21 protein-coding genes are annotated in these 24,107 nt (G+C 42.0%); 18 read left to right on the top strand and 3 right to left on the bottom strand.

What is annotated here, in order from left to right:
- Positions 1 to 81: 81 nt before the first annotated feature.
- Positions 82 to 1,614 carry an arabinosylfuranosidase ArfA gene (gene arfA / locus IGI89_RS02610; protein ID WP_438735306.1) on the bottom strand — a complete coding sequence of 511 codons (1,533 nt, stop codon included), beginning with the start codon at positions 1,612 to 1,614 and terminating at the stop codon, positions 82 to 84.
- A 101-nt stretch (positions 1,615 to 1,715) separates the two neighbouring features.
- On the opposite strand from arfA, the gene IGI89_RS02605 reads away from it, so the two are divergent.
- From IGI89_RS02605 to sufB, 8 genes are all read left to right on the top strand, one after another.
- Positions 1,716 to 2,483, top strand: a complete 768-nt coding sequence (locus tag IGI89_RS02605) for an AraC family transcriptional regulator (RefSeq protein WP_015508907.1) — start codon at positions 1,716 to 1,718, stop codon at positions 2,481 to 2,483.
- Between the two features lie 91 nt (positions 2,484 to 2,574).
- The gene (locus IGI89_RS02600) at positions 2,575 to 3,060 is read left to right on the top strand and encodes a hypothetical protein (protein ID WP_194187902.1); all 486 of its coding nucleotides are present in this window, start codon (positions 2,575 to 2,577) and stop codon (positions 3,058 to 3,060) included.
- Positions 3,061 to 3,173: 113 nt separating this feature from the next.
- Positions 3,174 to 3,716, top strand: a complete 543-nt coding sequence (locus tag IGI89_RS02595) for a GNAT family N-acetyltransferase (RefSeq protein WP_016619702.1) — start codon at positions 3,174 to 3,176, stop codon at positions 3,714 to 3,716.
- 226 nt (positions 3,717 to 3,942) lie between these two features.
- Positions 3,943 to 4,716 (top strand): Fe-S cluster assembly ATPase SufC, encoded by a 774-nt coding sequence (gene sufC / locus IGI89_RS02590; protein WP_005232112.1) that lies wholly within the window; start codon positions 3,943 to 3,945, stop codon positions 4,714 to 4,716.
- A gap of 13 nt (positions 4,717 to 4,729) precedes the next feature.
- Positions 4,730 to 6,034 carry a Fe-S cluster assembly protein SufD gene (sufD, locus tag IGI89_RS02585; RefSeq protein WP_086299074.1) on the top strand — a complete coding sequence of 435 codons (1,305 nt, stop codon included), beginning with the start codon at positions 4,730 to 4,732 and terminating at the stop codon, positions 6,032 to 6,034.
- On the top strand, positions 6,031 to 7,275 hold the full coding sequence (locus tag IGI89_RS02580; protein ID WP_016611351.1) for a cysteine desulfurase: 1,245 nt from the start codon (positions 6,031 to 6,033) through the stop codon (positions 7,273 to 7,275). The genes sufD and IGI89_RS02580 overlap by 4 nt, the downstream gene beginning before the upstream one ends.
- Positions 7,253 to 7,756 carry a Fe-S cluster assembly sulfur transfer protein SufU gene (sufU, locus tag IGI89_RS02575; RefSeq protein WP_438735304.1) on the top strand — a complete coding sequence of 168 codons (504 nt, stop codon included), beginning with the start codon at positions 7,253 to 7,255 and terminating at the stop codon, positions 7,754 to 7,756. The genes IGI89_RS02580 and sufU overlap by 23 nt, the downstream gene beginning before the upstream one ends.
- A 5-nt stretch (positions 7,757 to 7,761) precedes the next feature.
- Positions 7,762 to 9,153 (top strand): Fe-S cluster assembly protein SufB, encoded by a 1,392-nt coding sequence (gene sufB, locus IGI89_RS02570; RefSeq protein WP_005232103.1) that lies wholly within the window; start codon positions 7,762 to 7,764, stop codon positions 9,151 to 9,153.
- A 673-nt stretch (positions 9,154 to 9,826) separates the two neighbouring features.
- On the opposite strand, the gene IGI89_RS02565 is transcribed toward sufB, so the two are convergent.
- Positions 9,827 to 10,135: a hypothetical protein gene (locus IGI89_RS02565; RefSeq protein WP_008377858.1), complete on the bottom strand. Its 309-nt coding sequence runs from the start codon at positions 10,133 to 10,135 to the stop codon at positions 9,827 to 9,829.
- Between the two features lie 175 nt (positions 10,136 to 10,310).
- Entirely contained in the window at positions 10,311 to 10,598 is a 288-nt protein-coding gene (locus IGI89_RS02560) for a hypothetical protein (RefSeq protein WP_244732977.1), read from the bottom strand.
- 430 nt (positions 10,599 to 11,028) lie between these two features.
- Here IGI89_RS02560 and IGI89_RS02555 point away from each other — a divergent pair, with 430 nt between their 5' ends.
- From IGI89_RS02555 to IGI89_RS02510, 10 genes are all read left to right on the top strand, one after another.
- On the top strand, positions 11,029 to 12,723 hold the full coding sequence (locus IGI89_RS02555) for a DUF2075 domain-containing protein (RefSeq protein WP_087664882.1): 1,695 nt from the start codon (positions 11,029 to 11,031) through the stop codon (positions 12,721 to 12,723).
- Positions 12,686 to 13,021, top strand: a complete 336-nt coding sequence (locus IGI89_RS02550) for a nucleotide pyrophosphohydrolase (protein ID WP_061053736.1) — start codon at positions 12,686 to 12,688, stop codon at positions 13,019 to 13,021. The genes IGI89_RS02555 and IGI89_RS02550 overlap by 38 nt, the downstream gene beginning before the upstream one ends.
- A gap of 482 nt (positions 13,022 to 13,503) precedes the next feature.
- Complete coding sequence (locus IGI89_RS02545) at positions 13,504 to 14,247, top strand: hypothetical protein (RefSeq protein ID WP_008377866.1); 744 nt, start codon at positions 13,504 to 13,506, stop codon at positions 14,245 to 14,247.
- A 707-nt stretch (positions 14,248 to 14,954) separates the two neighbouring features.
- Positions 14,955 to 16,235 carry a PTS cellobiose transporter subunit IIC gene (celB, locus tag IGI89_RS02540; protein WP_077453683.1) on the top strand — a complete coding sequence of 427 codons (1,281 nt, stop codon included), beginning with the start codon at positions 14,955 to 14,957 and terminating at the stop codon, positions 16,233 to 16,235.
- 1 nt (position 16,236) lies between these two features.
- Entirely contained in the window at positions 16,237 to 17,136 is a 900-nt protein-coding gene (locus tag IGI89_RS02535) for a DUF7916 family protein (RefSeq protein WP_438735300.1), read from the top strand.
- A gap of 178 nt (positions 17,137 to 17,314) precedes the next feature.
- Positions 17,315 to 18,133 carry a MerR family transcriptional regulator gene (locus tag IGI89_RS02530; protein WP_438735299.1) on the top strand — a complete coding sequence of 273 codons (819 nt, stop codon included), beginning with the start codon at positions 17,315 to 17,317 and terminating at the stop codon, positions 18,131 to 18,133.
- Between the two features lie 86 nt (positions 18,134 to 18,219).
- Entirely contained in the window at positions 18,220 to 18,696 is a 477-nt protein-coding gene (locus IGI89_RS02525) for an SAM-dependent methyltransferase (RefSeq protein WP_438735297.1), read from the top strand.
- Between the two features lie 166 nt (positions 18,697 to 18,862).
- Positions 18,863 to 19,444: a GNAT family N-acetyltransferase gene (locus IGI89_RS02520; protein ID WP_438735296.1), complete on the top strand. Its 582-nt coding sequence runs from the start codon at positions 18,863 to 18,865 to the stop codon at positions 19,442 to 19,444.
- A gap of 351 nt (positions 19,445 to 19,795) precedes the next feature.
- Positions 19,796 to 22,033, top strand: a complete 2,238-nt coding sequence (locus IGI89_RS02515; RefSeq protein WP_438735294.1) for an ATP-binding cassette domain-containing protein — start codon at positions 19,796 to 19,798, stop codon at positions 22,031 to 22,033.
- 236 nt (positions 22,034 to 22,269) lie between these two features.
- Positions 22,270 to 23,745 carry a helix-turn-helix domain-containing protein gene (locus IGI89_RS02510; protein ID WP_016620737.1) on the top strand — a complete coding sequence of 492 codons (1,476 nt, stop codon included), beginning with the start codon at positions 22,270 to 22,272 and terminating at the stop codon, positions 23,743 to 23,745.
- Positions 23,746 to 24,107 lie beyond the last annotated feature (362 nt).

Raw genomic sequence — 24,107 nt, 5'->3', positions numbered from 1 at the left:
GGATTTCTCCACTCCGTAAAAGTCTCGTTTTTTCAGGATATCGCCAAGGCGGCTGCTTTCTTGCTCAAACAGATACGCTCGTTACTTGCTGACGTTTTTCTTCAAGCGTAGCATCTGGAAGCTTTGTTTTTCCAAGCCGACACGCAAAATGCCGTCATTCAATTCCGCTGTTTTTCCATTGACGGGCACAACGTTGTTCGGGGTTGCTTCGGTATTGACGGCATGCAAGTCTGGGTGGTGCAAGACTTGGTGGGTAGCGATTTGCAATGAATCATATTGACGCAAGTCGCAAGTGAATTCATTGGCATCCTGCAAATCCTTATTTACCAAGAAAAAGGTCAAATAGTCATCTTCGTTTTCGATCGCAATGGCATCCACATAAGAAGCTTTTCCGTGGCTGCTATCGAAATCAGCCCCTCGAAGGATGCTATGCAACACGTGACCGCGACCATAGTTGCTGATCATTTCATAGGGATAAAAAATCGTTTGTTTCCAAGCGGCAGTATCGGAAGTCATGATCGGTGCGATCACGTTGACCAGCTGTGCCATGCAGGCGATTTTAACGCGATCTGCGTGATGAAGCATCGTGATCATCATGCTTGCGACGAGTAACGCATCTTCAAAGTGATAGACGTCTTCTAATTGTGGTGGGTGTTGACTCCAAGGTTCAATTTTTTGATCCTGTTCATTTGAGTGATACCAGACGTTCCATTCGTCGAAGGAAATATTGATCGTCTTCTTGCTTCGGCGTTTGGCTTTCACTGCATCACAGATTGCTGCGACTTGACTGATGAACTGATCCATTGCGACATTGCTTGCTAGATAATCTTGGCTATCGCCGTTACGGTTGCCATAATATTGGTGCATGGAAATGTAGTCGACTTGATCGTAACAATGACTTAATACTGTATCTTCCCACATGCCAAAGGTCGGCATCGTGAGAGAAGAACTACCACAAGCGACGGTTTCGATCATTGGGTCCACCAGACGCATCGCTTTGCCAGCTTCTTCTGCGAGACGGCCATATTCATCGGCTGTCTTATGTCCTTCTTGCCAAGGACCGTCCATTTCATTGCCTAGACACCAAAGTTTGATGTCATGAGGATCGGACACCCCATGGGCACGACGGAGGTCACTATAATAGCTGCCGCCTTTTAAATTGGTGTATTCGATCAAGTTTTTCGCTGCTTCGATTCCTCGTGTCCCAAGATTGATCGCCATCATCGGTGCCGTATTGACTTGTTTGGTCCAATCCATAAATTCGTTTAAGCCGAACTGATTGCTTTCGATTACCCGCCAGGCCAAATCGATTTTTGCTGGCCGTTGCTCTTTAGGGCCGACGCTATCTTCCCATTTATACCCAGAGACGAAATTGCCTCCTGGGTAACGGACGATCGGCACATTCAACTGCTTGATCAAGGCAGCGACATCTTGACGAAAGCCTTGATCATCGGCAAAAGGACTTTCTGGTTGATAGATCCCTTCGTACACACAGCGCCCTAAGTGCTCCACAAAAGAGCCGTAGATCCGTTCGTCGACTGGTGCCAAAATAAAGTGTTTGTCTAAATACATCGTAGTTTTCTTCAATGTTGCAACCCCTTTCTTTTCTTTCATTGTAGCGATAGTCCATGAAAATAAACACTACATTCTGTCTTATTCTATTGACGTTTTGTCCGTTTTCTTTATACTAAAGGCAAGTAGGAAGGAGTGAGAAGTTGAACGTAACCTATTCAGGATTTCAAATGCACAATGCTGTTTCCGATCATATTTATCGACCCTCTGGCTTAAAGCATTATCTTTTCGTGTTGACGTTGTCTCCAATGGTTTTCACTTTTGAAGATGGTCATCAAGAAACTAGTGAAAAAGGTAGCTGCATTCTTTTTCCTCCAACCGTCTATCAAGATTATCGTGGCAAAGAAGATTTTTTTAATAGCTTTGTTGAGTTTCAAACGGATCAAGTGATCGAAGAAACCTATGCGATCCCTTGTAACCAACTGTTCCAGCCGAAAAATATTCAACAAATCAACAAATTGATCCAAAAGATCAATCATGAATCCTTGTTGCCACAACGGCACACGGAAGAATTGATCGCGGCGTATATGACAAACCTATTGGTCTTACTTGAACGCAATTTTGAAGAAAGCATCCCGCAACCACAAAACGAACACTATCAACTGTTTCAAGCGATGCGGTTGAAAATGTTAGTCAATTGCGAACAGCAATGGGATTTTTACCAGTTTAGCCGAGAGCTTTCCATCGGTAAAAGCCAATTCTATAAGCTCTATCAACAATTTTTTCATACCACGCCCAAAGAAGATTTATTGCAAGCTCGGTTTCAAAAGTTTTTTTATTTACGCAGCAACGAAACACTGACGATTCGAGAGGCGGCGTTTCAATCTGGGTTCCAAAACATCAACCATTTTAATCGGCTCTTTGCGAAGCGCTATGGCTGTGCACCGACAAAGTACCAACAGGAGCAATAGGCAGGTCTTATCGGTAAAAACGCAGAAAAAAGTCCGACGAATTCTTGACGGATGAAAGAGAAAACGGGACAATGTCATTAGGAGGTGGCATATGGATACAGAAACGATCGTAAGCGAACTTTCTAAACGTTCAAGTGAATTGGAAGCGCTACAAAGAAAATTGAGTCAAAGCCAATTAATGAATAATGAAGCGGCACAAACGTTCATTTTTGACTTAAAGGATTATTTAGATAGCTTAAAGCTCGTAACGGATTTAGTACCGTCAGCGGCCACTACAACAGTGGAGGTTGACCAGTTGTCGTACGTCTTAGGTGAACAAAATCAAAGCATCCAGCAGCTGTTGGTTATTTTGGAAGAAGCCGAAGCAAACGACGACCAGCGCTTTTTTGGCAAAAGTGCGGGAGAAGTGCGGCGGATGATTGGCAGTCTGTCTGGGATCCTGGAACTAAACGGTCTGTTGCTGCAAGACAATCGTGGCTTTCAGCAAGTCGTGAAGGAAACTGGACCGCTTCAGGTGACTGAAACAAAGGAAGTCCCTGAGAAAAAAGGGTTTCTCCAAAAGCTTTTTGGGAAATAAGCACTGATCGTCGATCAAAACATGGATCACTTGTACAAAAAAAACGGCACTTCACAATGTGTGAAGAACCGTTTAAGGAGACGACTTTCTTTAGGAGAAAGGGGTGTTTGAAGATGGCAGAAACAGTCACACTTCAACCGATTACCGAAGAAATGCTTGCTGAACTTTGGTCGATCAGCTATGGACCAAAGGCGGATTTAGAATGGAAAAAATGGGACGGACCGTATTTCCAAGACCCCGAGTTGACGTGGGAAGAATTTCGAACGGGGTTTGGCGCTAGCTGTATCGACAACCCGTTACGTAAAGCGATCAGCTATCAAGGTAGAATCGTGGGGATCGCGACCGCTTATTGGGAAGACAATACCTTGCAGCAGTGGTTGGAATTCGGGATAGCCATCTATGATGCTTCCCTTTGGAATCAAGGCATTGGCAGCCAAGCAATTCGCCAGTGGATCAATGAGTTGTTTGATGCACAGCCTCATATCCAGCGTGTCGGTTATACCACATGGTCCGGCAATCACCGCATGATGAAACTAGGAGAAAAGCTAGGGATGACCAAAGAAGCCCAGATCCGCAAAGTCCGTTTCTGGGAAGGCACCTATTATGATTCCATCAAGTATGGCATCTTGCGAGAAGAATGGGCACAGCAGAAGTGAAGGTAGGGGATACGGCAGCCAATGTCGTATTCCTTTTTCTTTTTTACAACAAATCAAAAAAATTTCTAGCATTACAGACAATAACCATGTACTATCTCTATGTAATACTTTATAATAATTCCAATGTACAGATTAGAAATATTTTAAAAAAGTCGGGAATAGCGTTTGAAGTTCATTCTCAATTAGTCTAAAATAGTGAGAAAGAAAAGATACTGGAGGGAAAGAAATGTCAGTTTTAGAAATCAAAAATCTACACGTCCAAATCGAAGATAAAAAGATCTTAAAAGGCGTTGACTTAGTGTTAAAAACTGGAGAGATCCATGCCATCATGGGACCAAACGGTACAGGGAAATCAACCTTGTCCGCTGCCATCATGGGTAACCCGAATTATGAAGTGACAGAAGGGGAAATTTTGTTCGACGGCGAAAATGTCTTGGAAATGGAAGTGGATGAGCGGGCTCGTTTAGGTCTGTTCTTGGCGATGCAATACCCAAGTGAAATTCCAGGCATCACCAATGCGGAATTTATGCGGGCAGCGATCAATGCCAAACGTGACGAAGACGACAAAATCTCTGTCATGGATTTCTTGAAAAAATTAGATGAAAAAATGGATTTATTGAATATGCCAGAAGAAATGGCGGAACGCTATTTGAATGAAGGCTTCTCTGGTGGAGAAAAGAAACGAAATGAAATCTTACAATTGTTGATGCTAGATCCAACCTTTGCGATTTTGGATGAGATCGACTCTGGTCTAGATATTGATGCCTTGAAAGTCGTAGCAAAAGGCGTCAATGAAATGCGCGGCGAAGGCTTTGGCGCTTTGATCATCACCCATTACCAACGTCTGTTAAACTACATCACACCAGACGTGGTTCATATCATGATGGAAGGCCGTGTCGTGATGACCGGTTCGGCAGACTTAGCCAAACGCCTAGAAGCAGAAGGCTATGCTGGGATCAGTAAAGAGTTAGGGATCGACTACAAAGAAGAAGAAGCGTAAGGAGGCAAGGTAAATGGCAAAATTACAGGATTATCTTGAACAAGTCAACGTTTTTTCAGCGTTAAAAGAAGAGCCTGAATGGATGTTGGAATTACGCCAAGCAGCCCTTGCGAAAGTGGATGAACTTGCGTTTCCAAAAATCGAGCGGGTGCGTTACGAGCGTTGGCCATTGTTCAATATCGACGAACAAGCACTTGCTGGTGAGTACGCTTTGTCAGAAGAAGAAGTGGCAGGCGCAGTTCCCGCCTTTGACGCGATGGATAACCATCCGACCCTCGTTCAGTTCGATGACACTACGATCTTTGAGCAATTACCGCAAGAGTTGATCGACAAAGGCGTGATCTTTACCGACTTGTTTACAGCAATGAAAGAAGTACCAGAGTTGGTTAATCAATACTATATGACCAAAGCAGTGCCAATGGACGAAGACAAAATGACCGCAGCACATGCGGCGTTTATGAATAGCGGCATGTTCTTGTATGTACCAAAAAACGTGGTGATCGAAGAACCCCTTGAAGCGATTTTCTACCACAATGGCAATAGCCAAGCGCATTTCTTCAAACACATTTTGATCGTTGCTGATGAGCACAGTGAGTTCAGCTATTTGGAACGTTTCCAAACCAAAGGCGACCAAGCGAAAAAACTGTCAGGCAATATCGTAGTGGAAGTAATTGCCAAAGCAGGCGCGAAGGTCAAATTCTCTGCGATTGATCAGTTAGGTGTCAACATTACTACGTATATGAATCGTCGCGGCTACGTATTACGAGATGCGATGGTAGATTGGGCGATCGGAGTCATGAATGACGGCGACGTCGTGGCAGACTTTGATTCTGATCTTGTAGGCGAAGGCGCGCATTCGGAAGTCAAAGCGGTCGCAATCAGTGCTGGACGCCAAACACAAGGGATCGATACCCGCGTAACCAACAAAGCACCGCATTCTATTGGTCATATCCTGCAACACGGTGTTATCAGAGAACGCGGCGTCTTAACCTTTAACGGTATCGGACACATTTTAAAAGGAGCCAAAGGGGCGGACGCGCAACAAGAAAGCCGAGTCTTAATGCTTTCTGACCAGGCTCGTGGCGATGCTAACCCAATCCTTTTGATCGATGAGCACGAAGTAACAGCCGGACACGCAGCCAGTGTGGGACGGGTCGATCCAGAAGAAATGTACTACTTGATGAGTCGTGGGTTGCGCAAAGCAGAAGCGGAACGTTTGGTGATTCGTGGTTTCTTAGGATCCGTCTTGACCGCGATCCCAGTCAAAGAAGTGCAACAAGAATTGGTTGCCGTTATCGAAGGGAAGTTGCTCGCATGATCGATGCCCAAAAAGTGAAACAAGCGTTTCCCATCTTGGATCAGCTCGTAAATGACGAACCATTGATCTACCTCGACAATGCCGCCACTACGCAAAAGCCAGAGGCGGTGCTGCAGGCGATCACCGATTATTACCATCAAGATAATGCCAACGTTCATCGTGGGGTCCATACCCTCGCAGAACGGGCGACCCATTCCTATGAAGGCGCACGAGAAAAAGTTCGCCGTTTTATCCATGCGAATGAAACGGCGGAAGTGCTGTTTACTCGAGGGACGACCACTGGTTTAAATTGGGTCTCCCGCAGCTACGGCGACCGTTTTGTCAATGAAGGCGATGAAATCGTGATTTCTTATATGGAACATCACTCCAATATCATCCCTTGGCAGCAATTAGCTGCTCGGAAAAAAGCTATCTTGAAATATATCCAGTTGACACCAGAAGGCACCTTGGACATGGAAGATGCCAAGAAACAGATCACAGACAAAACCGCCATCGTTTCGATCGCTCATGTTTCCAATGTTTTAGGCGTGATCAATCCGATTGCAGAGCTAACCAAATTGGCGCATCAGCACCAAGCCGTCATGGTGGTGGATGGTGCTCAGGCTGTTCCACATATGGCAGTTGATGTCCAAGCACTGGATTGTGATTTCTATGCCTTTTCTGGCCATAAAATGTGCGGACCAACTGGCATCGGTGTCTTATACGGCAAACGGCAATGGCTGGATCAAATGGAGCCCGTCGAATTTGGCGGTGAAATGATCGATTTTGTCCATCTGCAAGAAAGCACGTGGAAAGAACTGCCGTGGAAATTTGAAGCGGGCACACCAAATATTGCCGGCGCGATCGGCTTAGGTGCAGCGGTCGATTACTTAACAGAAATCGGCTTAGAAAACATCCACGCCCATGAAGCAGACTTAGCTGCCTACGTTTTGCCAAAACTGCAAGCCATTGAAGGCTTGACCATCTATGGTCCCCAAGAAGCAGCAAAACGCACGGGAGTGATCGCCTTTAATCTAGCAGGCATCCATCCTCATGATGTTGCCACCGCTTTAGACATGGAAGGCATCGCGGTACGGGCAGGTCATCATTGTGCCCAACCCCTCTTGACCTATTTGCAAGTCCCAGCGACTGCACGGGCCAGCTTTTACCTGTATAATACAAGAGAGGACGCCGATCGACTGGTTGACGCCATCAAGCTGACGAAGGAGTTTTTCCAACATGGCACTAACGAAATTAGATAATTTGTATCGACAAGTCATTCTGGATCATTCCAGCCACCCACATCATCGGGGCACCTTGGATGATTCAACGTACAAAGTCGAATTGAATAACCCTACCTGTGGCGACGTGATCCACTTGGAGCTCGCTGTCGAAGGAGACACCATCAAAGACATCGCCTTTACTGGCGAAGGCTGTTCCATCAGTACCGCCAGTGCATCCATGATGGGGGATGCGATCATCGGTAAGACACTAGCAGAAGCTGGCGAACTATCAGGCTTGTTTTCTGAGCTCGTCCAAGGAAACGACATTCCCCAAAGCGATCGCTTAGGCGATGCTTCCATGCTTGGAGGTGTGGCGAAGTTTCCTGCACGCATCAAGTGTGCGACTTTAGCTTGGAAAGCATTAGAAAAAGCCATTGCTGCCGACAGTACACAAGCATCTGTCAGTCACAGCCACGCCAATGAATCTGACACTGAAGAAACCGCACTACAAAAGGAGTGAGAACCATGGGTGTACCCGAATTAGAAGAATATAAATTTGGCTTCCACGATGACGTGCAGCCTGTTTTTAGTACCGGCGAAGGATTGACCGAAGACATCGTCCGTGAAATCTCACGGGTCAAGCAAGAGCCAGAATGGATGCTTGAGTTCCGCTTGAAGTCTCTTGAAGCCTTCAACAAGATGCCAATGCAAAACTGGGGCCCGGATCTGTCTGACATCGATTTTGATGCCATCAAATATTACCAAAAACCAAGTGATCGTCCTGCCCGTGATTGGGATGACGTACCAGAAAAAATCAAAGAGACCTTTGAACGCATTGGCATTCCAGAAGCCGAGCGGGCATACCTGGCTGGCGCTTCTGCCCAATACGAATCAGAAGTCGTTTACCACAACATGAAAGAAGAGTTTGAAAAACTTGGCATCGTCTTTACCGATACCGATTCAGCCTTGAAGGAATACCCTGAGCTGTTCAAACAATACTTTTCAAAATTAGTCCCACCAACCGATAACAAGCTTGCTGCTTTAAACTCAGCCGTTTGGTCAGGTGGTACCTTTATCTATGTACCAAAAGGCGTTCGTGTCGATGTGCCATTACAAACCTATTTCCGGATCAATGCCGAAAATACCGGTCAGTTTGAACGAACATTGATCATCGTTGACGAAGGCGCCAGCGTCCATTACGTTGAAGGCTGTACTGCCCCAACCTATTCAAGCAATAGTTTGCACGCAGCCATCGTTGAAATTTTCACCCTAAAAGACGCTTACTGCCGCTACACCACCATTCAAAACTGGTCAGACAACGTCTACAATCTAGTAACCAAACGTGCCAAAGCTTTAGAAGGTGCTACCGTTGAATGGATCGATGGCAACCTAGGTGCCAAAACAACCATGAAATACCCAAGTGTGTATCTTGATGGCAAAGGCGCACGAGGCACGATGCTTTCCATTGCCTTTGCAGGTGCCAACCAAATCCAAGATACTGGTGCAAAAATGATCCATAACGCACCAAATACCTCCAGCTCCATCGTCTCAAAATCAATTTCTAAAGACGGCGGTGCAGTAAACTATCGTGGACAAGTCACCTTCGGCAAGAAGAGCGCAGGCTCTATCTCCCATATCGAGTGTGACACTATCATCATGGATGACCTATCGAAATCCGATACCATCCCATTCAATGAGATTCACAACAGCCAAGTGTCCCTAGAACACGAAGCCAAAGTCTCCAAAATCTCAGAAGAACAACTGTACTACCTAATGAGCCGCGGCCTCTCCGAAAGCGAAGCAACCGAAATGATCGTCATGGGATTCGTCGAACCATTCACCAAAGAATTACCGATGGAATACGCAGTCGAATTGAACCGGTTGATTAGTTATGAGATGGAAGGGTCTGTGGGGTAATAGGTGTATACCACTACTTTCAGAGCTCTGTTGACTTGACTAGTATCTTACTGTTTTCCATTAAATAATAAAAAAGGAGTACTCTAAGGAGTGCTCCTTTTTGTATCTTCTTTAGGCTTATTGTTATTAAATTCCTTCAAGAAAAAGGTAGTAATGTCCAACCTACAAAATATAGATTGAACATTACTACCTTTTTCTTAGAGTTTTATCAATTAATAGTTTTCCGAGTTCATAAATTGCTGTTAAAACTGCGATACAAAAAAGTAGTGCAGTATATTGTACAAGAAAAACTATGTTGAACCATAGCCCATAGACCATTGGGAAAACGACTAAAAAACAAACATATAATTCTATTTTTCGTCTTTTTCTTATTTGGAACCATCTTTCGTCTGTCAAAACTAAAACCCCTTTAAGTAAGATTAAAACCGTTAGCCCGTATTCGATCATTGAATTTTTTGGTCAAGCAAGTGATGCCCTCAGTAAGTATAAGAATAATTGAGAGCCACCAAATAAATATTACCTTATTATTTATATTGGAATAATTTTATCGCAAAAGAATAAATTTAGAATATTCGGACTGTTTTCTCATCCCAAAATAAGTTGACAATCCGACGAAAAAACTGATTGGTAACGGTATCAATCAGTAAGAGCTTAAAACGATCGAAGATTAGTATTACTTAGCATCGTTTTCTTTAAAGTAGTCATCAATGTAATCCTTAATTTTTTCAAAGTCCTTAGTCAGAAAAAATTTTGAAGGAACTTTTATGATAGGGAGGTTATTTTCATTATCAAAAGGAGCAAATGGCTCAGGAAGTACCAAGTAATCAACAGTATCTTTATCTCTCAGATAATTGATTGAAACATCGTAAAACGGTGAAAAATAGTCTTTGAGGCTTGTGTCTCTTTGATAAAGAACACCTGGAGTTAATGGTGTGTAAGATAATCCGTTGCTCAACACTAAGACAAAACAAATTCTTTTCATAAAAAATCATCTTTCCTTTCGATTAGATACTAGCGTCATCTCAACAGTCAAGAATTCGTTATTTATCTGGTAAATCCATTTTAATAGACACATGGATAAAAAAGTAGTGAGTAATAGAAAAATAAATCAGTTGTTGGGTAGAAGGGAACCAGCAATCACAAGTTGTTCCTTTACTTTAAAAAACAAGAGATAGGAAAATACCAAGAATAATTATGATTAAGATTTCTAATGCTCCTTCCAGAAATAAATTGTTGTTTTTTAAAAATATCGTTTTGTTTTTATAAGGAAACCAAAATGACTGGTTTGCATAGTCTGGCGGATATACGGAATCTAAAATACCACTGATAAACAGTAATGGAATTGCTTTGAAAATATTGTCATGGAAGGCTAAATAAATATAGTATGTTAACAAAGAAATTTGAGCGATCCGCAGATGTCTTAGGCTGGTAACTGTATAGTTCATCAAATCATCCTTTCGTAAATGATTATCTCATATTGAATGATTTGGTTAAATTAAAATTATAAAATATTTATTTATATTAATATTGAAAAATAAATTCTTTTAATTTACTAAACAATTTATAAATATCCTAAACAGAGGATGTTTAATGAATTGTCAAATGGGATTTTCAGCTATTTATTTTAGAACGTCTTAGAGAGGATTCGTTTGAAAAGAGTTTCAGGATAATAAGTTAGTCTATTAAATCATTAGCAAAGTATGCACGTTGGACGAAATTAGTAGATTAATCAACAGCGATTTTTTTAGATAATGGTTATTTTGCTAAAACAAAAAATTACCAATTTTGTCTTTAATGCTTTAAGAGCAAAATATGCAATGATATACTAAAATAAATAAACTTAATGGAATAGACACTAAACGGAGACTCTAAAATATGACCAACCAACTAATCATAGAAGATCATCATTTCAAGAAAGGTGAGCTATCTAGCATAACGACGGCTTATATCGATCAGTACCCAGTCGTTTACATACTCTACAACCGAAATGAAAAGAAAAGGCCTGTTGCGTACATTGGTCAAACGGTTCAAGTGAACAAACGATTGAAGCAGCACTTGAATAACTCTAAGCGCAGAGAAATTAAAGAAGTCTTGCTGATTGGACATGAAAAATTCAATCAATCAGCGACCTACAATATCGAAACCAATTTGATCAATCACTTCATTGGGGATGAGCAGTTTCAGTTACAAAATGTCAGTCAAACAAGACAGGTGCAGATGCATCAGTATTATGAAAAAGAGTATTATGATGAAGTGGTCTTCCAAGAGTTATGGGAAGAATTGCAAAGGCGTCAATTGGCGAAGCACTCAATCGATACGATTCGCAACAAAGATGTATATAAATTATCCCCTTTTAAAGAACTGACGCCAGAACAGTTAGATATAAAACTTGAAATCATTGAGTACTGTAAACAAGCGATTCAGCAGGATGAGACACAAAAAGTCTTGATGATCGAAGGAGAAGCTGGAACGGGAAAGAGCGTCCTTTTGGCATCTCTCTATAACACCCTTCAAGACTATACAAAGTCAGAGCCTGTATTAAAAGGCACCGATAACTATTTGTTGGTCAACCATTCAGAAATGTTAAAAACCTATCATACAATGGCAGAAAGTTTGCCAAATTTAAAAAAGAATCATATGCTAAAGCCAACTTCCTTTATTAATAAAACAGATAATCAGAAGTTGCACCCAGACATCGTTATTGTGGATGAGGCCCATTTGCTTTTAACGAAGAAAGACAGCTATAACAGTTTTCACTATGAAAACCAACTAGAAGAGATTATCAAGCGAGCAAAAATCACGATTTGTATCTTTGATCCGAAGCAAGTATTGAAAATCAAAAGTTATTGGGATCAGGACAAATTGGATCAGTTTCAGAAAAGGTACAATGCTTCTCGCTTTAAGCTAAAAGATCAATTAAGAATGAAAAGTAGTCCACAAATTATTCAATGGATCGATGATATCGTAGAAAAACGTGTAACACCGATTCCAGAATCGACAGCATCTTTTGAGCTTCAGATTATGGAAACCCATGATGCGTTGAAGAACAAAATCTTTTCTCTCGATAAAAAGGAAGGTCTGTCACGGATCATCTCAACATTCGATTATGTTCATAAGAAAGACGGAGCTTCATATCTTGTAGATCCTGGTGGGATCAACCTGCCATGGAATACGACCGATACGAAGCGAACATGGGCGGAGCGACCAGATACAATCAGTGAAGTCGGTTCAATCTACACCGTCCAAGGGTTTGATTTAAACAATGTAGGAGTCGTCATTGGCCCTTCCGTTGATTACGATCCAGAGACCGACCAGCTTGTCATCGATATCGATAAATATGAGGACAAAGGGGCGTTTACGGGACGTGACGATATGAACCAAGAATTGACGAAGAAAGCCAAAGAAACGATCATCCTTAATTCATTGAATGTATTAATGAAACGAGCAATCAAAGGGCTTTACATCTATGCAATCAATCCCAATCTGCGCCAAAAACTCTTAACCCTACAAAACGAAAGGAGCCAGGCCTACCATGCAAAACCAACCCTCTTCAATGGAACGGATCAATAAATTCCGAGATGATCGCAATTGGCGACAATTTCATAATGAAAAAGATCTAGCTATTTCTATCTCCATCGAAGCCGCCGAATTGTTGGAGATTTTTCAATGGAAAACACCTGAAGAAGCCACTCAAGATTTCGAACATCTAAAAGAAGAAATTGCCGATGTTCTGATTTATTCCTATATGCTGGCAGACAATTTGGGTCTTGATATTGATGAGATCATCAAAGAAAAGCTGGAAAAAAACAACATGAAGTATCCGGTGAAAGAAAGTAAAGATTCGAAAAAGAAGTATAATGAATTGTAACAAAAAGAAGCAAGGACGCTGCAGGTTCTTGCTTCTTTTTTTGATGGAATAGGAGCAGCAACGGCTTTCTGAATTCATCTGCGATTGGTTACGAACGTCAAAAATCTGTCATAATTGAGAAAGTTGAAGATAACTTCAAATTGGTTACAATTTTTCGGAAATTTGAAGTTAACTTCAAATAAGCGCAATTTTTGATAAAAAATGAAGTTAGACCTAGTATCTGCTAGAGCAAAAACAAGATTATCCTATCCGAAAATGAAGACAAGATCATCGGTAAAAAATCGGCAACAATGAAGGTCGTTTTCTATCAAAAATATTTCTCCCCCAAAAACCTAAAAAACCTATTGCCCCCCAAGCCCACTTACTGTATAGTAAACAAGAATATTTCATGAAAATAACCAAAAATAACTAATTAAAAAGACTTTGTTATTGAAAATTGCGATTAAACGATGCTGTAAACGGAATGTAAGAAGGAGAAAACAATGACGTATTTAACAAACAATTTTGTGAATTGCATGATCACTTTAGGGTTTATCTTCATCCATCTATTTTCAAATGTTATCTCATCCAGAAAACTAAACGTGCAATACATGAGCTCCTTTGCCGCTGGGGTAGGAATCTCCTATGCGATCGTTCATCTATTGCCCCATTTGGCTTATTTTCAAACGGTGTTGATCGATGAATTTGGCTGGGATTCGGGGATTTTTTATAGTCATGGGGTCTATGGCATCGTTTTGTTTGGCTTAGTCTTCAGTTACGTGATCTACAAAATCGATGAGCGCACGTTTATGGTGTTAGAAAAGAAAGACATCACCAGTGCCAAAAACGCCTTTTTTTGGTCGGATATCGCTTTTCATGTGATTTATAATATTATGATCGGTTATATCGTGATTGCCAATACGCTATCAGAGCGTTTCTACATTTTGACCTACTTTATTGCTTTTGGTTTGCACTTTCTCATGAACGATTGGCTGCTCTATCACCATCATGGTGCCCTTTATAACAAATATGGTCGTTTTGTGCTTTCCTTCAGTATTTTCGCGGGAGCTGCGTTCTCCCTCTTTGTTTCATTGCCCTACTATTTGGTGGTCATCATTGAAGCCTTGATCACCGGCGCTTTGCTGGTGAATATCATCAAATTTGAGTTACCCAATGAAGGGGAAGGCAGTATTCGTGGGCTATTGGTAGGCACGATCTGCTCTGGAATTTTGTTTGTATTTGTCTAACGCGAAAAGGAGGACTGAATCATGGATGATTCGGTCCTCCTTTTTTTATAAATACGCAAAGTAATTACTATTTTCTGTTTAAATCGAACAAATCACAATAGTTTTTTATTTTTTTGACCATTATTTACAATTTTGTTGCCATGTTCGCTTGCTTTTCCCAAAAACATTCTATAAAATGTAAGCGAATAGAAACCAAAAAAATAGGCACCTCGTATCTCTGCGCCAACAGATTTACGAGGCCCTGATCAGTCACAACCTTTAGACAGATGACCAATCAAGTTGCCATAGTTGATCGCCAAAGGCATCAACGTGTTTATTGTACCCGATTTCCTTGTCGATTTCTAGTAGATTCAGGCAGGTTTTTGGGCAAAAACCGTGGGATGCTGGACGCTTATTTTGCTATGCCAAAGGCATTGGACAATCTTGTCCAATGCCTTTTTTGTCGTTTGAAACGGTTCATGCGCAGGATCGTTTGCGGCAAATAAAAGGTGTGAAGATCAGTTGAGAACAGTTGCATGGAAAATAGGCAGTCATAGTTGAGAAATCCAATGCCTTGCGTTCTTACTGTGTTCATAGCAATAGCGTTTTGGCGATCAGCACTTCAATCCTAGGTTCTTGAAGGTGGCAAGCCTTGGTTTCTATTCACACTTCGAAAAGATACCTGAACGCACTCTTTCAGCGATCTTTTAAGGTTAAGGAGGAAGCTTATGAAGGATTCGTTAAAGAAATTTATGGAAGAAAAAATGCTGCCATGGGGAATGAAAATTGGCGGTGAAAAGCATCTGGTTGCCATCCGTGATGGACTTGTCACCACGATGCCTTTGATTATTATCGGCTCCATTTTTGTTATTTTATCTAACGTTCCATGGGAAGGCTTTAACCTATTTGTTACGAGTATTTTTGGCGGGGAATGGCGCAGCAAATTAGACTTTGTCGTCCAAGTGACCTTTGGTGTGATGGCGCTGTTCAATTCCTTTGCTATTGCGTATAGTTTAGCAACCACATACCGCGTCAGCGGTTTATCTGCCGGTGTATTGGCAGCGTCGGTTTTTCTTTTAGTCACTCCGATTGAAGACGGCGGCATTCAAATGTCTTATCTTGGTAGCCGCGGGCTGATCGTAGCAATCATCACCAGTTTGATCACGGCGGAGATTTTCCGATTATTCGTACAAAAGAATATCGTGATTCGCATGCCAGAAAACGTTCCCCCGGCGGTCAGTCGCTCCTTTATTGCATTGATCCCCTCATTCTTTTGCCTCTCGCTTTTCTGGGTGATTCGTTTATTAGTGGAATCATTCGGCAATACGAATGTTCATGATCTGCTGTACAGCCTTGTGGGACAACCTTTATCGATCATTGGCGGAGGCTTTATAGGTGGTCTATTTGCCATTATGTTTACGTCATTGTTTTGGTCAGTGGGCATCCACGGTTGGGACTTGGTCTTGAGCGTCCTGCAGCCGACATGGATTCAAATGATCGATGAAAATCGGATCGCTTTTCAAAACGGCGAAACGATTCCGCATATCATCAATTATACCTTTATGAATACCTTTGTCTGGATTGGCGGTAGTGGCGTGATTTTGGGCTTGGCGATCTTACTCTTAGTCAGAAGTAAAAGCAAGTATTTAAAAGAGTTGGGGAAACTCGGATTTCCATCAACGGTTTTTAATGTCAATGAACCCATCATGTTTGGGTTGCCCGTTGTCATGAATCCATTGATTTTGTTCCCATATATTCTGACGCCGGTCGTTTGCTATATCATCTCTTATACGACAGTTGCCATGGGGATCGTTCGACCTGCCGTCGTTTTGGTGCCCTGGTCGATGCCGCCAATCATCGGCGGTTATCTAGCCACAGGCGGACATATTTCGGGGGCAATCTTACAGCTGGTGAATCTGACGGTTTCTATCGCCATCTATTATCCATTCTTCAAAATGCTGGATAATCGGACATTAGCCAGTGAACTCGGTTCAGAAAGTGGGGCGTAAAATGAAGACAAAACGATTATTGAATTGCACGGCAGCTGATTTTAAATCATTTGATAAAGACCAGCTATTGGAAAGTATTCGAGGAAGTGCCGGTCGGACGATCGTAGCAGAAAATGACGTCCAGATCGATCCAATGTCTAGAGGAATCACCAATGCTGAATTCGTCGCTGCATTTGGGGCGGATTTGATTTTGCTGAACCTATTTGATTTCGAAAACGGCGCTATCAAAGGATTACCGACAACGGATGACCCCATTCGCTTTTTGCAGTGCTTAACGGGGCGGCCTGTTGGGGTCAATCTTGAACCTGTCGACGATTGTGCGGAACAGATGGAACAGTTGACAACTATCGCTACTGGGCGTTTGGCAACAAAGAAAAACATGGCACGCGCAGAAGCACTTGGATTTGATTTTATCTGTCTGACAGGAAATCCTTCCACTGGCGTTTCAAATAAGGAAATCACAGCGGCAATCCAACAAGCAAGAGCCGTTTTCTCTGGGATCATTATTGCTGGAAAAATGCACGGAGCTGGTGTCAATGAACCTGTGTTGGATGAAGAAATTGCGTCTGCATTCATTCAAGCGGGAGCCGATGTTATTCTTGTACCCATTGCAGGCACGATTCCTGGTCTGAGTGAACACCGCATGAGTGATCTTGTAGCCTTTATCCACCAAAAAGGGAAGTTGGTCATGGGCACCATCGGTACTACACAAGAAGGTGCAGATATAGGCACGATCCGTGCCTTGGCATTGACTAGCAAACGTGCCGGCTGCGACCTTCATCATATCGGAGATGCGGGTTTTTCTGGGACCGCTGATCCCGAGAACATCTTGCAACTATCGATCGCCATCAGAGGCAAGCGCCATACCTATCACCGAATGGCCGTCTCAGTGAACCGTTAGGTGGAACAAATGGTCACATGCCTATGAAAGGCAAGAATTGTTAGAAGAATTTTTCGTTGAGTGTTGAATAATGAAGCAAGACCGAAACAGAGAGTGAACTCTTTGTTTCGGTTTTTTATAGTGAGTAGCATTGAAGTGTGGATAAAGTGTTTTTATAATAAATCTATCGGAGGTGCGTATGTTTAAGATAGGTGAATTTTCAAAGCTCTCTCAAGTGAGTATCAGAATATTGCGTTACTATGATGAGATGGGTCTATTAAAGCCCAATAGGATTGATATGTTTACTGGTTATCGACTGTATTCGGCTGTTCAATTGCCTGAACTCAATAAAATACTCTATTTACGTGATAGCGGCTTTAGTGTAGCAGAAATTGCGGTGTTACTGAAAAACCAAGAGCAGGACTTCCTTGCAGAACAATTAGAAAGAAAAAAAGATGAAATTGAGACAACTATAGAGGCGGAAAAACAAAAATTAATCAAACTAGAAGTGGCTAAATTAGTATTGACGAAGGAACGAACAGAGCGCCATTATCAGGTCACAATGAAAGCAGTCCCGAGTTATCATGTGCTCTCCCTTCGCAAAGTCATACCAAATTATTTTGCTGAAGAGGAACTGTGGAGAGAACTAGCCACTTTTATGGAGCTTCATAAAATAAAGAATTTCGGACAATCATTTTCGATTTATCACGACCAAGAGTTTAAAGAAAAAAATGTCGATGTTGAATTGTGTGTGCAAGTGAAAGCAGGCCTGCAAGTAGATTCCAAAGTATTTTCCATCTACGAAACGGAAGCAGTGCCAATTATGGCGTGCACGATGGTGTACGGTGCATTCTCCAACATAGCCAACGTCTATTTGTCCTTGGCTGAGTGGCTACAAGAACATCCTTATTACCAAATGGACGGACCAGACAGGCAAATCGTGCATCGCGGTCCTTGGAATGAGCAGGAGGAAAGCAGTTATTTGACTGAAATACAAATACCACTCATAAAACGATGAGTAGCAGATTTTTTCTATTTTTTCTTGACTCTCACATTGTGTCAGACACTATTCTAAGAGCACAAAGAGGAAATGGAGGAAAGAAAATGACAGAATATAAACTACAACCGATCGGAATCATTCAAAACAATGAGGACGGATGCTTGCTCAAGCTAAAGAAAGAATATGTTCCAGCTTTGGCAGGGATTGAAGGATTTAGTCACCTACAATTAGTATGGTGGTTCAGTGATTTTGCGGATGCAAAGTATCGAATGATTTTGGATGCTGAGCAACCCTATAAACATGCGCCTGAAAAAATGGGGATTTTTGCTACGAGATCACCCATCCGACCAAATCCAATTGAATTAAGTGTTGTTCAAGTATTATCAGTCGATGTTGAGAAAGGAATTCTTTCTATTCCTTATATTGATGCAAACGACCAAACGCCACTAATAGATATCAAACCGTACACACCAAGTTTGGATCGAGTAGAAGTGCCCAGAGTTCCTTCCTGGTGCCATCATTGGCCGAACAGTTTAGAAGAATCTGCTGATTTTAATTGGGAAAATGAATTTAATTTTTAGAGGATGAAAAAATAGAGGAATCAATCGGAAGATTGTTGGCGCAACAATGAAAATTTAAGCAATGTCGATGTTCGATTCAAGTAAAGAAAAAACGCGGTTTGTTTTTAAGGGACATCCTCCGCTATAATTGGGGGGAACATTAGGAAGAGCGAAAGGAGTATACCACATGCTAACAGGCAATAAAATCACTTTAAACCCTGCGGAAATCAAAGATAAAGAAGCGGTCTATCAATGGTGTTTTCACTCTGAAACCACAAAATATCATTCTGGACCACCTTCTTATCCTAATGCACCGATCGCCACAGAAGCAGAGTTTTTTGAGGACTATCAAGAGTATTATTTTACTGGTGCTCAACCGCAAAATGGCAGAGGCTTTTTGATTCTACATGCAGGTGAACCGATTGGCTTTATTAGTTACTCCTCGTTTCATCTAACAGACGGCATAGCAGAACTGGATATCTGGTTGAATCGGGAAGTTCATTGCGGCAAAGGATTTGGTACCGATGCGATCGTCACCCTCGGTGATCATTTACATGAAACATTCGGCATTCAAAAATTGATGATGCGGCCGTCGAGAAAAAATATCCCTGCAGTCAGATCTTACGAAAAGGCTGGTTTTACGCAATCTACCCAAGACCTTGCTGACTATTTGTTGGAAGAGTATCTTGCTTTATATGCCGAAGGGGATTATGGGGCAGAAGAAACGGTGACATTGATCAAAACGTTTCCGTCAACTGTAGTGAGCTGATCTGGCTGATCTCTAACATTCGGCTTCAAACGATTAAAGGTTGTTTCATGAAAACAGTCCATTTCACTTTGCAAGCAAGGGGAAATGGACTGTTTTTTACCTTTTAGCAATTTAAGGTCATTCAAAATACTCCTTCTTCGCTCTATCTTCTAACTTCGTTCGCACGCTAAATTCCTTCCTATGCAACAGTTATCGAAAAATCGCATAAGCCCCCACCATTGCTATTCCAACATTGAGAACAAAACAAAAAATAAACATAGTTTTTTTGCAAAATTCCGAGAAACAGCGAGAATGTTTGTGCTATAATGATCGCTCACTGTAAAAATTCAATAGAATCTGGGAGGGTATAGCATGCAGGAATACATTACGATCCACAACGCCAGGCAGAACAATTTGAAGGGCTTTGACTTGAAGATTCCCAAAAGAAAAATCACGATTTTCACGGGTGTCTCTGGTTCTGGCAAGTCATCGATCGTCTTTGACACGATCGCACAAGAAGCAGGTCGACAGCTGAATGAGAACTTTTCGAAATTTGTCCGCAACTTTTTGCCAAAATACAGCCAGCCCGATGCGGATGCCATCGACAATCTTTCGATGGCGGTAGTAGTTGATCAAAGCCGTTTAGGCGGCAATTCCCGCTCTACATTAGGGACGATCACGGATATCAACCCCTTGATCCGCTTGCTTTTTTCTCGTCTTGGTCAACCGTATTTAGGTCCTGCATGGAATTTTTCCTTCAATGACCCTCATGGGATGTGTCCCACTTGCGAAGGGATTGGGCGGATCGTCGGGTTAGATTTAGAAAAGGCACTGGATCTTGAAAAGTCCTTGAACGAAGGGGCGATCCTGCTTCCTGGCTACAAAGTCGGCTCTTGGCTACTGAAGTCCTTCACCAATACGGGCTTTTTTGACAATGACAAGCCGTTGAAAGAATATAGCGAAGAAGAAATGAACCGCTTTTTGTATGTCCAAGGAGAAAAAATCGATTCCTTGTATATGGAAGGCATGAGTTCCACCTATGAAGGCTTAGTCGCTCGTTTTAATCGCTCCAATATCAAAGGCGGCAATGAAAGCTCCGCTGCTACGCAGAAGAAAATCGCTTCTTTCATGAATGAGCAGAAGTGTCCTGACTGTCAGGGAAAACGATTCAATCCACAAGTACTCGCGTGTAAAATCGCGGGCTATTCGATTGCGGACGTTTTGGCGATGCAAGTGGATGAACTATTGACGGTTCTTCAAGAAATCTCGGAGGAGAGTGTCCAACCCCTGCTTCAAAACATCCAAGCGAGAATCACTGATCTGATCAATATCGGGTTGGATTATGTTTCCTTAGACCGTGAAACAACGACGCTTTCTGGTGGGGAAAGTCAGCGGGTAAAAATGGTCAAACACTTGTCTTCTAGCTTGAACGATGTGATCTACATTTTTGATGAACCGAGTATTGGGCTGCATCCAAGGGATGTCCACCGATTGAATGAATTGTTAGTCAAACTACGGGACAAAGGGAACACCGTCATCGTAGTGGAGCATGATCCAGATGTCATTAAAGCAGCCGACCATATTATCGATGTTGGTCCTAAAGCTGGAAAAAATGGCGGCTATATTACTTACGAAGGAACCTTTGAAGGATTGCTGCGCTCAGATACACTGACTGGCAAAGCCTTTGGACAGATGCTGGATTTCAAAGAAGCCCCTCGCAGAAGCCAACAGTTTATCGAAACGAAAAAATCGACGCTGCATAACTTGAAAAATACAGCACTGCGGGTGCCATTAGGGGTATTTACGGTGGTGACCGGTGTCGCTGGTTCTGGAAAGAGCAGTTTGGTAAATGGTGTTTTTGCCAAAGAATACCCTGAAGCCATTACGATCGATCAATCAGCGGTGGCGGGGAATATTCGCTCTAATCCTGCAACCTATTCAGGAATCATGAATGACATTCGCAAGTTGTTTTCGCAAGAAAACAAGGTTTCAGCAGGTCTTTTTTCCTACAATTCCGAAGGTGCTTGTGAAACATGTAAGGGCCACGGGACCATCAAGATGGAGCTGTCCTTTATGGATTCCGTCGAGGTTTTGTGTCAGGCCTGCGGCGGCAAACGGTTTAAAGAAGAAGTCTACCAGTATCGCTTGAAAGGCAAGTCGATCGATGAAGTCCTTGCCATGAGTATCACGGAAGCGGTGGAGTTTTTTGAGGAAAAAGCGATTCAAAGAAAACTAAAACAGATCTTGGCTGTAGGTCTAGGATACATGACCCTCGGACAGCCATTAAATACCTTGTCTGGCGGTGAATGCCAACGACTGAAGTTAGCAAAAGAATTAAGCAAAAAAGGCAATATCTACATTATGGATGAACCAACGACCGGATTGCACATGGCCGACATCAAAAGCATCTTGGCGATCATCGAACGATTAGTAGAAAAAGGCAACACGGTGATCGTGATCGAACACAATCTTGAGGTCATGAAAGCAGCGGATTGGCTGATCGATGTCGGTGTTGATGGTGGGATTCGCGGTGGTGAAATCTTGTACGAAGGAACCCCAGAACAACTGATCAATTGTCAATCGTCGATTACTGCGCAGTATTTATTTTAACGAAAAAACCAAGACTAGCCGTAAGCAGCTCTTTTCATCGAGTGTTGCTTGCGGCTTTTTTTCATTCCATCGAAGAAGCGATTACAAGTTAGAAAATAAAATTCAGAACGCTATTTTTTTCATTATTAGTAGGTTTTTTGATAAAAATACTGTAAATTTGAGTATATAATTACCAAATAGTGGTCTATTTATGTAATAGTATAGAAAAGAATCTCTTGAAAAAAGGAGTGGAGTGGATGAGAGAGCTGCAATTGGCCTTCATCAGCAACCGCACAACCGCGCGGTTGTTTCGGCTGTTGAGTACGATTGAGCGAGATCGGGTGTTTACGATTGGCGACTTAGCTGAGCGCAATCAAGTAACTCAGCGGACGATTGCCAATGATATCAAATACATGAAAGAATATTTTGGGGACAGTATAGTCCTTGTTTCCGGCAATAGCGGGTTTGTTTTCGAAGAGAAAAAGCCTACAGAATATCAAAAAAGAAAACAAAGTTTGTTAAAAAATGAATGCTTATTTGAAATTATCGGGAATATCTTTCATGGCAAGTTAGCTAAGGTGGATGAGCTAGCACATCATTACCATTTTTCAGAGAGTACATTTCGGCGCTTACTCAATCAGCGCAACCCTATTTTGAAAAGCTATGGCTTACAATGGACCTCCAATCCTTTAACGATTGAAGGAAGCGAAGCCAACTTACGTAAGTTTTTCAAAGATTTTTACTATGAAGGGGTCGAAACGATCTATACATTGGTCCCAGACCAAGCATTGCATGACTTGATTTTAGGGCAATTGGATGACAAGTTCGGCTATTATGAAATCGGATCTGGGGCGACCCCCGCAGCGTTTTACTATACGTTTTATATTGCCATCAAACGCGCGAGCCTTGGCTATCATATCACTGTGCCCAAAGAACTGGTCAGGCAAGCGTATAAAGGGAATAGTTTCGCCAAACTTTATTCCTTGAAAAAAGGCATTGAAGAAATCTATCAGACCCAGTTGCCCAAAGAAGAATTTGCTTGGATTTACTTGGTCACCCTGTGTAAGCGAACCTTGGATCAAGAAGAACGAGAGCAAAAATTTTACCGTCAGTTTCATCAAGGTACAGCGATTGCAAACGTGGCCGAATTGTTTCTGCAGAACCATGATGTGCCCAAAGAGCAAGCCATTACGGTGGCGACGTTTTTACGTTCTTTCTTTTTATCGAGGAAAATAAACCATGCGATTGCGCCGGTTTTGAACAAGGAAATGGATGATATCAAAGAAGTGATCATGCGTTCCAACAGCGAGAATTATCAAAAGAACTTACAATTTCTTAAGGAGCAGAGCAAAAAGCTCTCTTTGTCTAGTGCTTACTTAGAAGACATCTGTGTCAGTTTAACAATTTATAGCGAGTTGATTTTCGATTATTACGCACCAGCAAAAACCATTTATTTTCTCCTAGAAGGAGATCATTTTGTGTGCCAGCACATTCAAACTCGAGCAATCCAGCGGTTTGGCAGCAAGCACGAGTTGACCTTTGTGCAGCTGCAATATTTAACAAAGAAGACGCTAAATGGATCACATATTGATTTGATCGTGACCAATTACAATCGCTATCTCGTCGATTACAAAGTCAAAACAGATTATTTATTATTAAAATCTCTTCCAGATGATCGAGATTGGGAACATCTTGAACGGAAAATAAACCCGTATCAAAAACCGCTTTTTTAAACCCATTCCCGTACCTTTCACACAGTGAAAGAGGTAGGTTATTTATTCATCTATTTCAGGTGTTTATGAAAATAATGATTTTCTTTTGCTAAAGGACCACGCTATTCTTAGTTTAGTAAGGACCACGCGTGATACACTTACAGTTTTTTTCGTCTCAATAACCTTCGTTTTTAAGAAATAGGAACTCGTATGTAGATATTATTTTACAAAAACCCAATCTAACAACTTTCTTCAGACATTTGATTCGTCCAAATGTCTTTTTTTGTCGTTCCCCCAAAAACGAAGAATATTGAGACAACTTTGTGTGAAAAGGAGGAGGCTGTTTCTTAGCTTCAACCTTCTTGACGCACCAAAGACTTGAA

The organism is Enterococcus sp. AZ141 (assembly GCF_051714385.1).
Classification (GTDB): Bacteria; Bacillota; Bacilli; order Lactobacillales; family Enterococcaceae; genus Enterococcus_D; species Enterococcus_D entomosocium.
The sequence above is the reverse complement of the archived record's forward strand: the minus strand, read 5'-3'. Positions and strand labels throughout refer to the sequence as shown.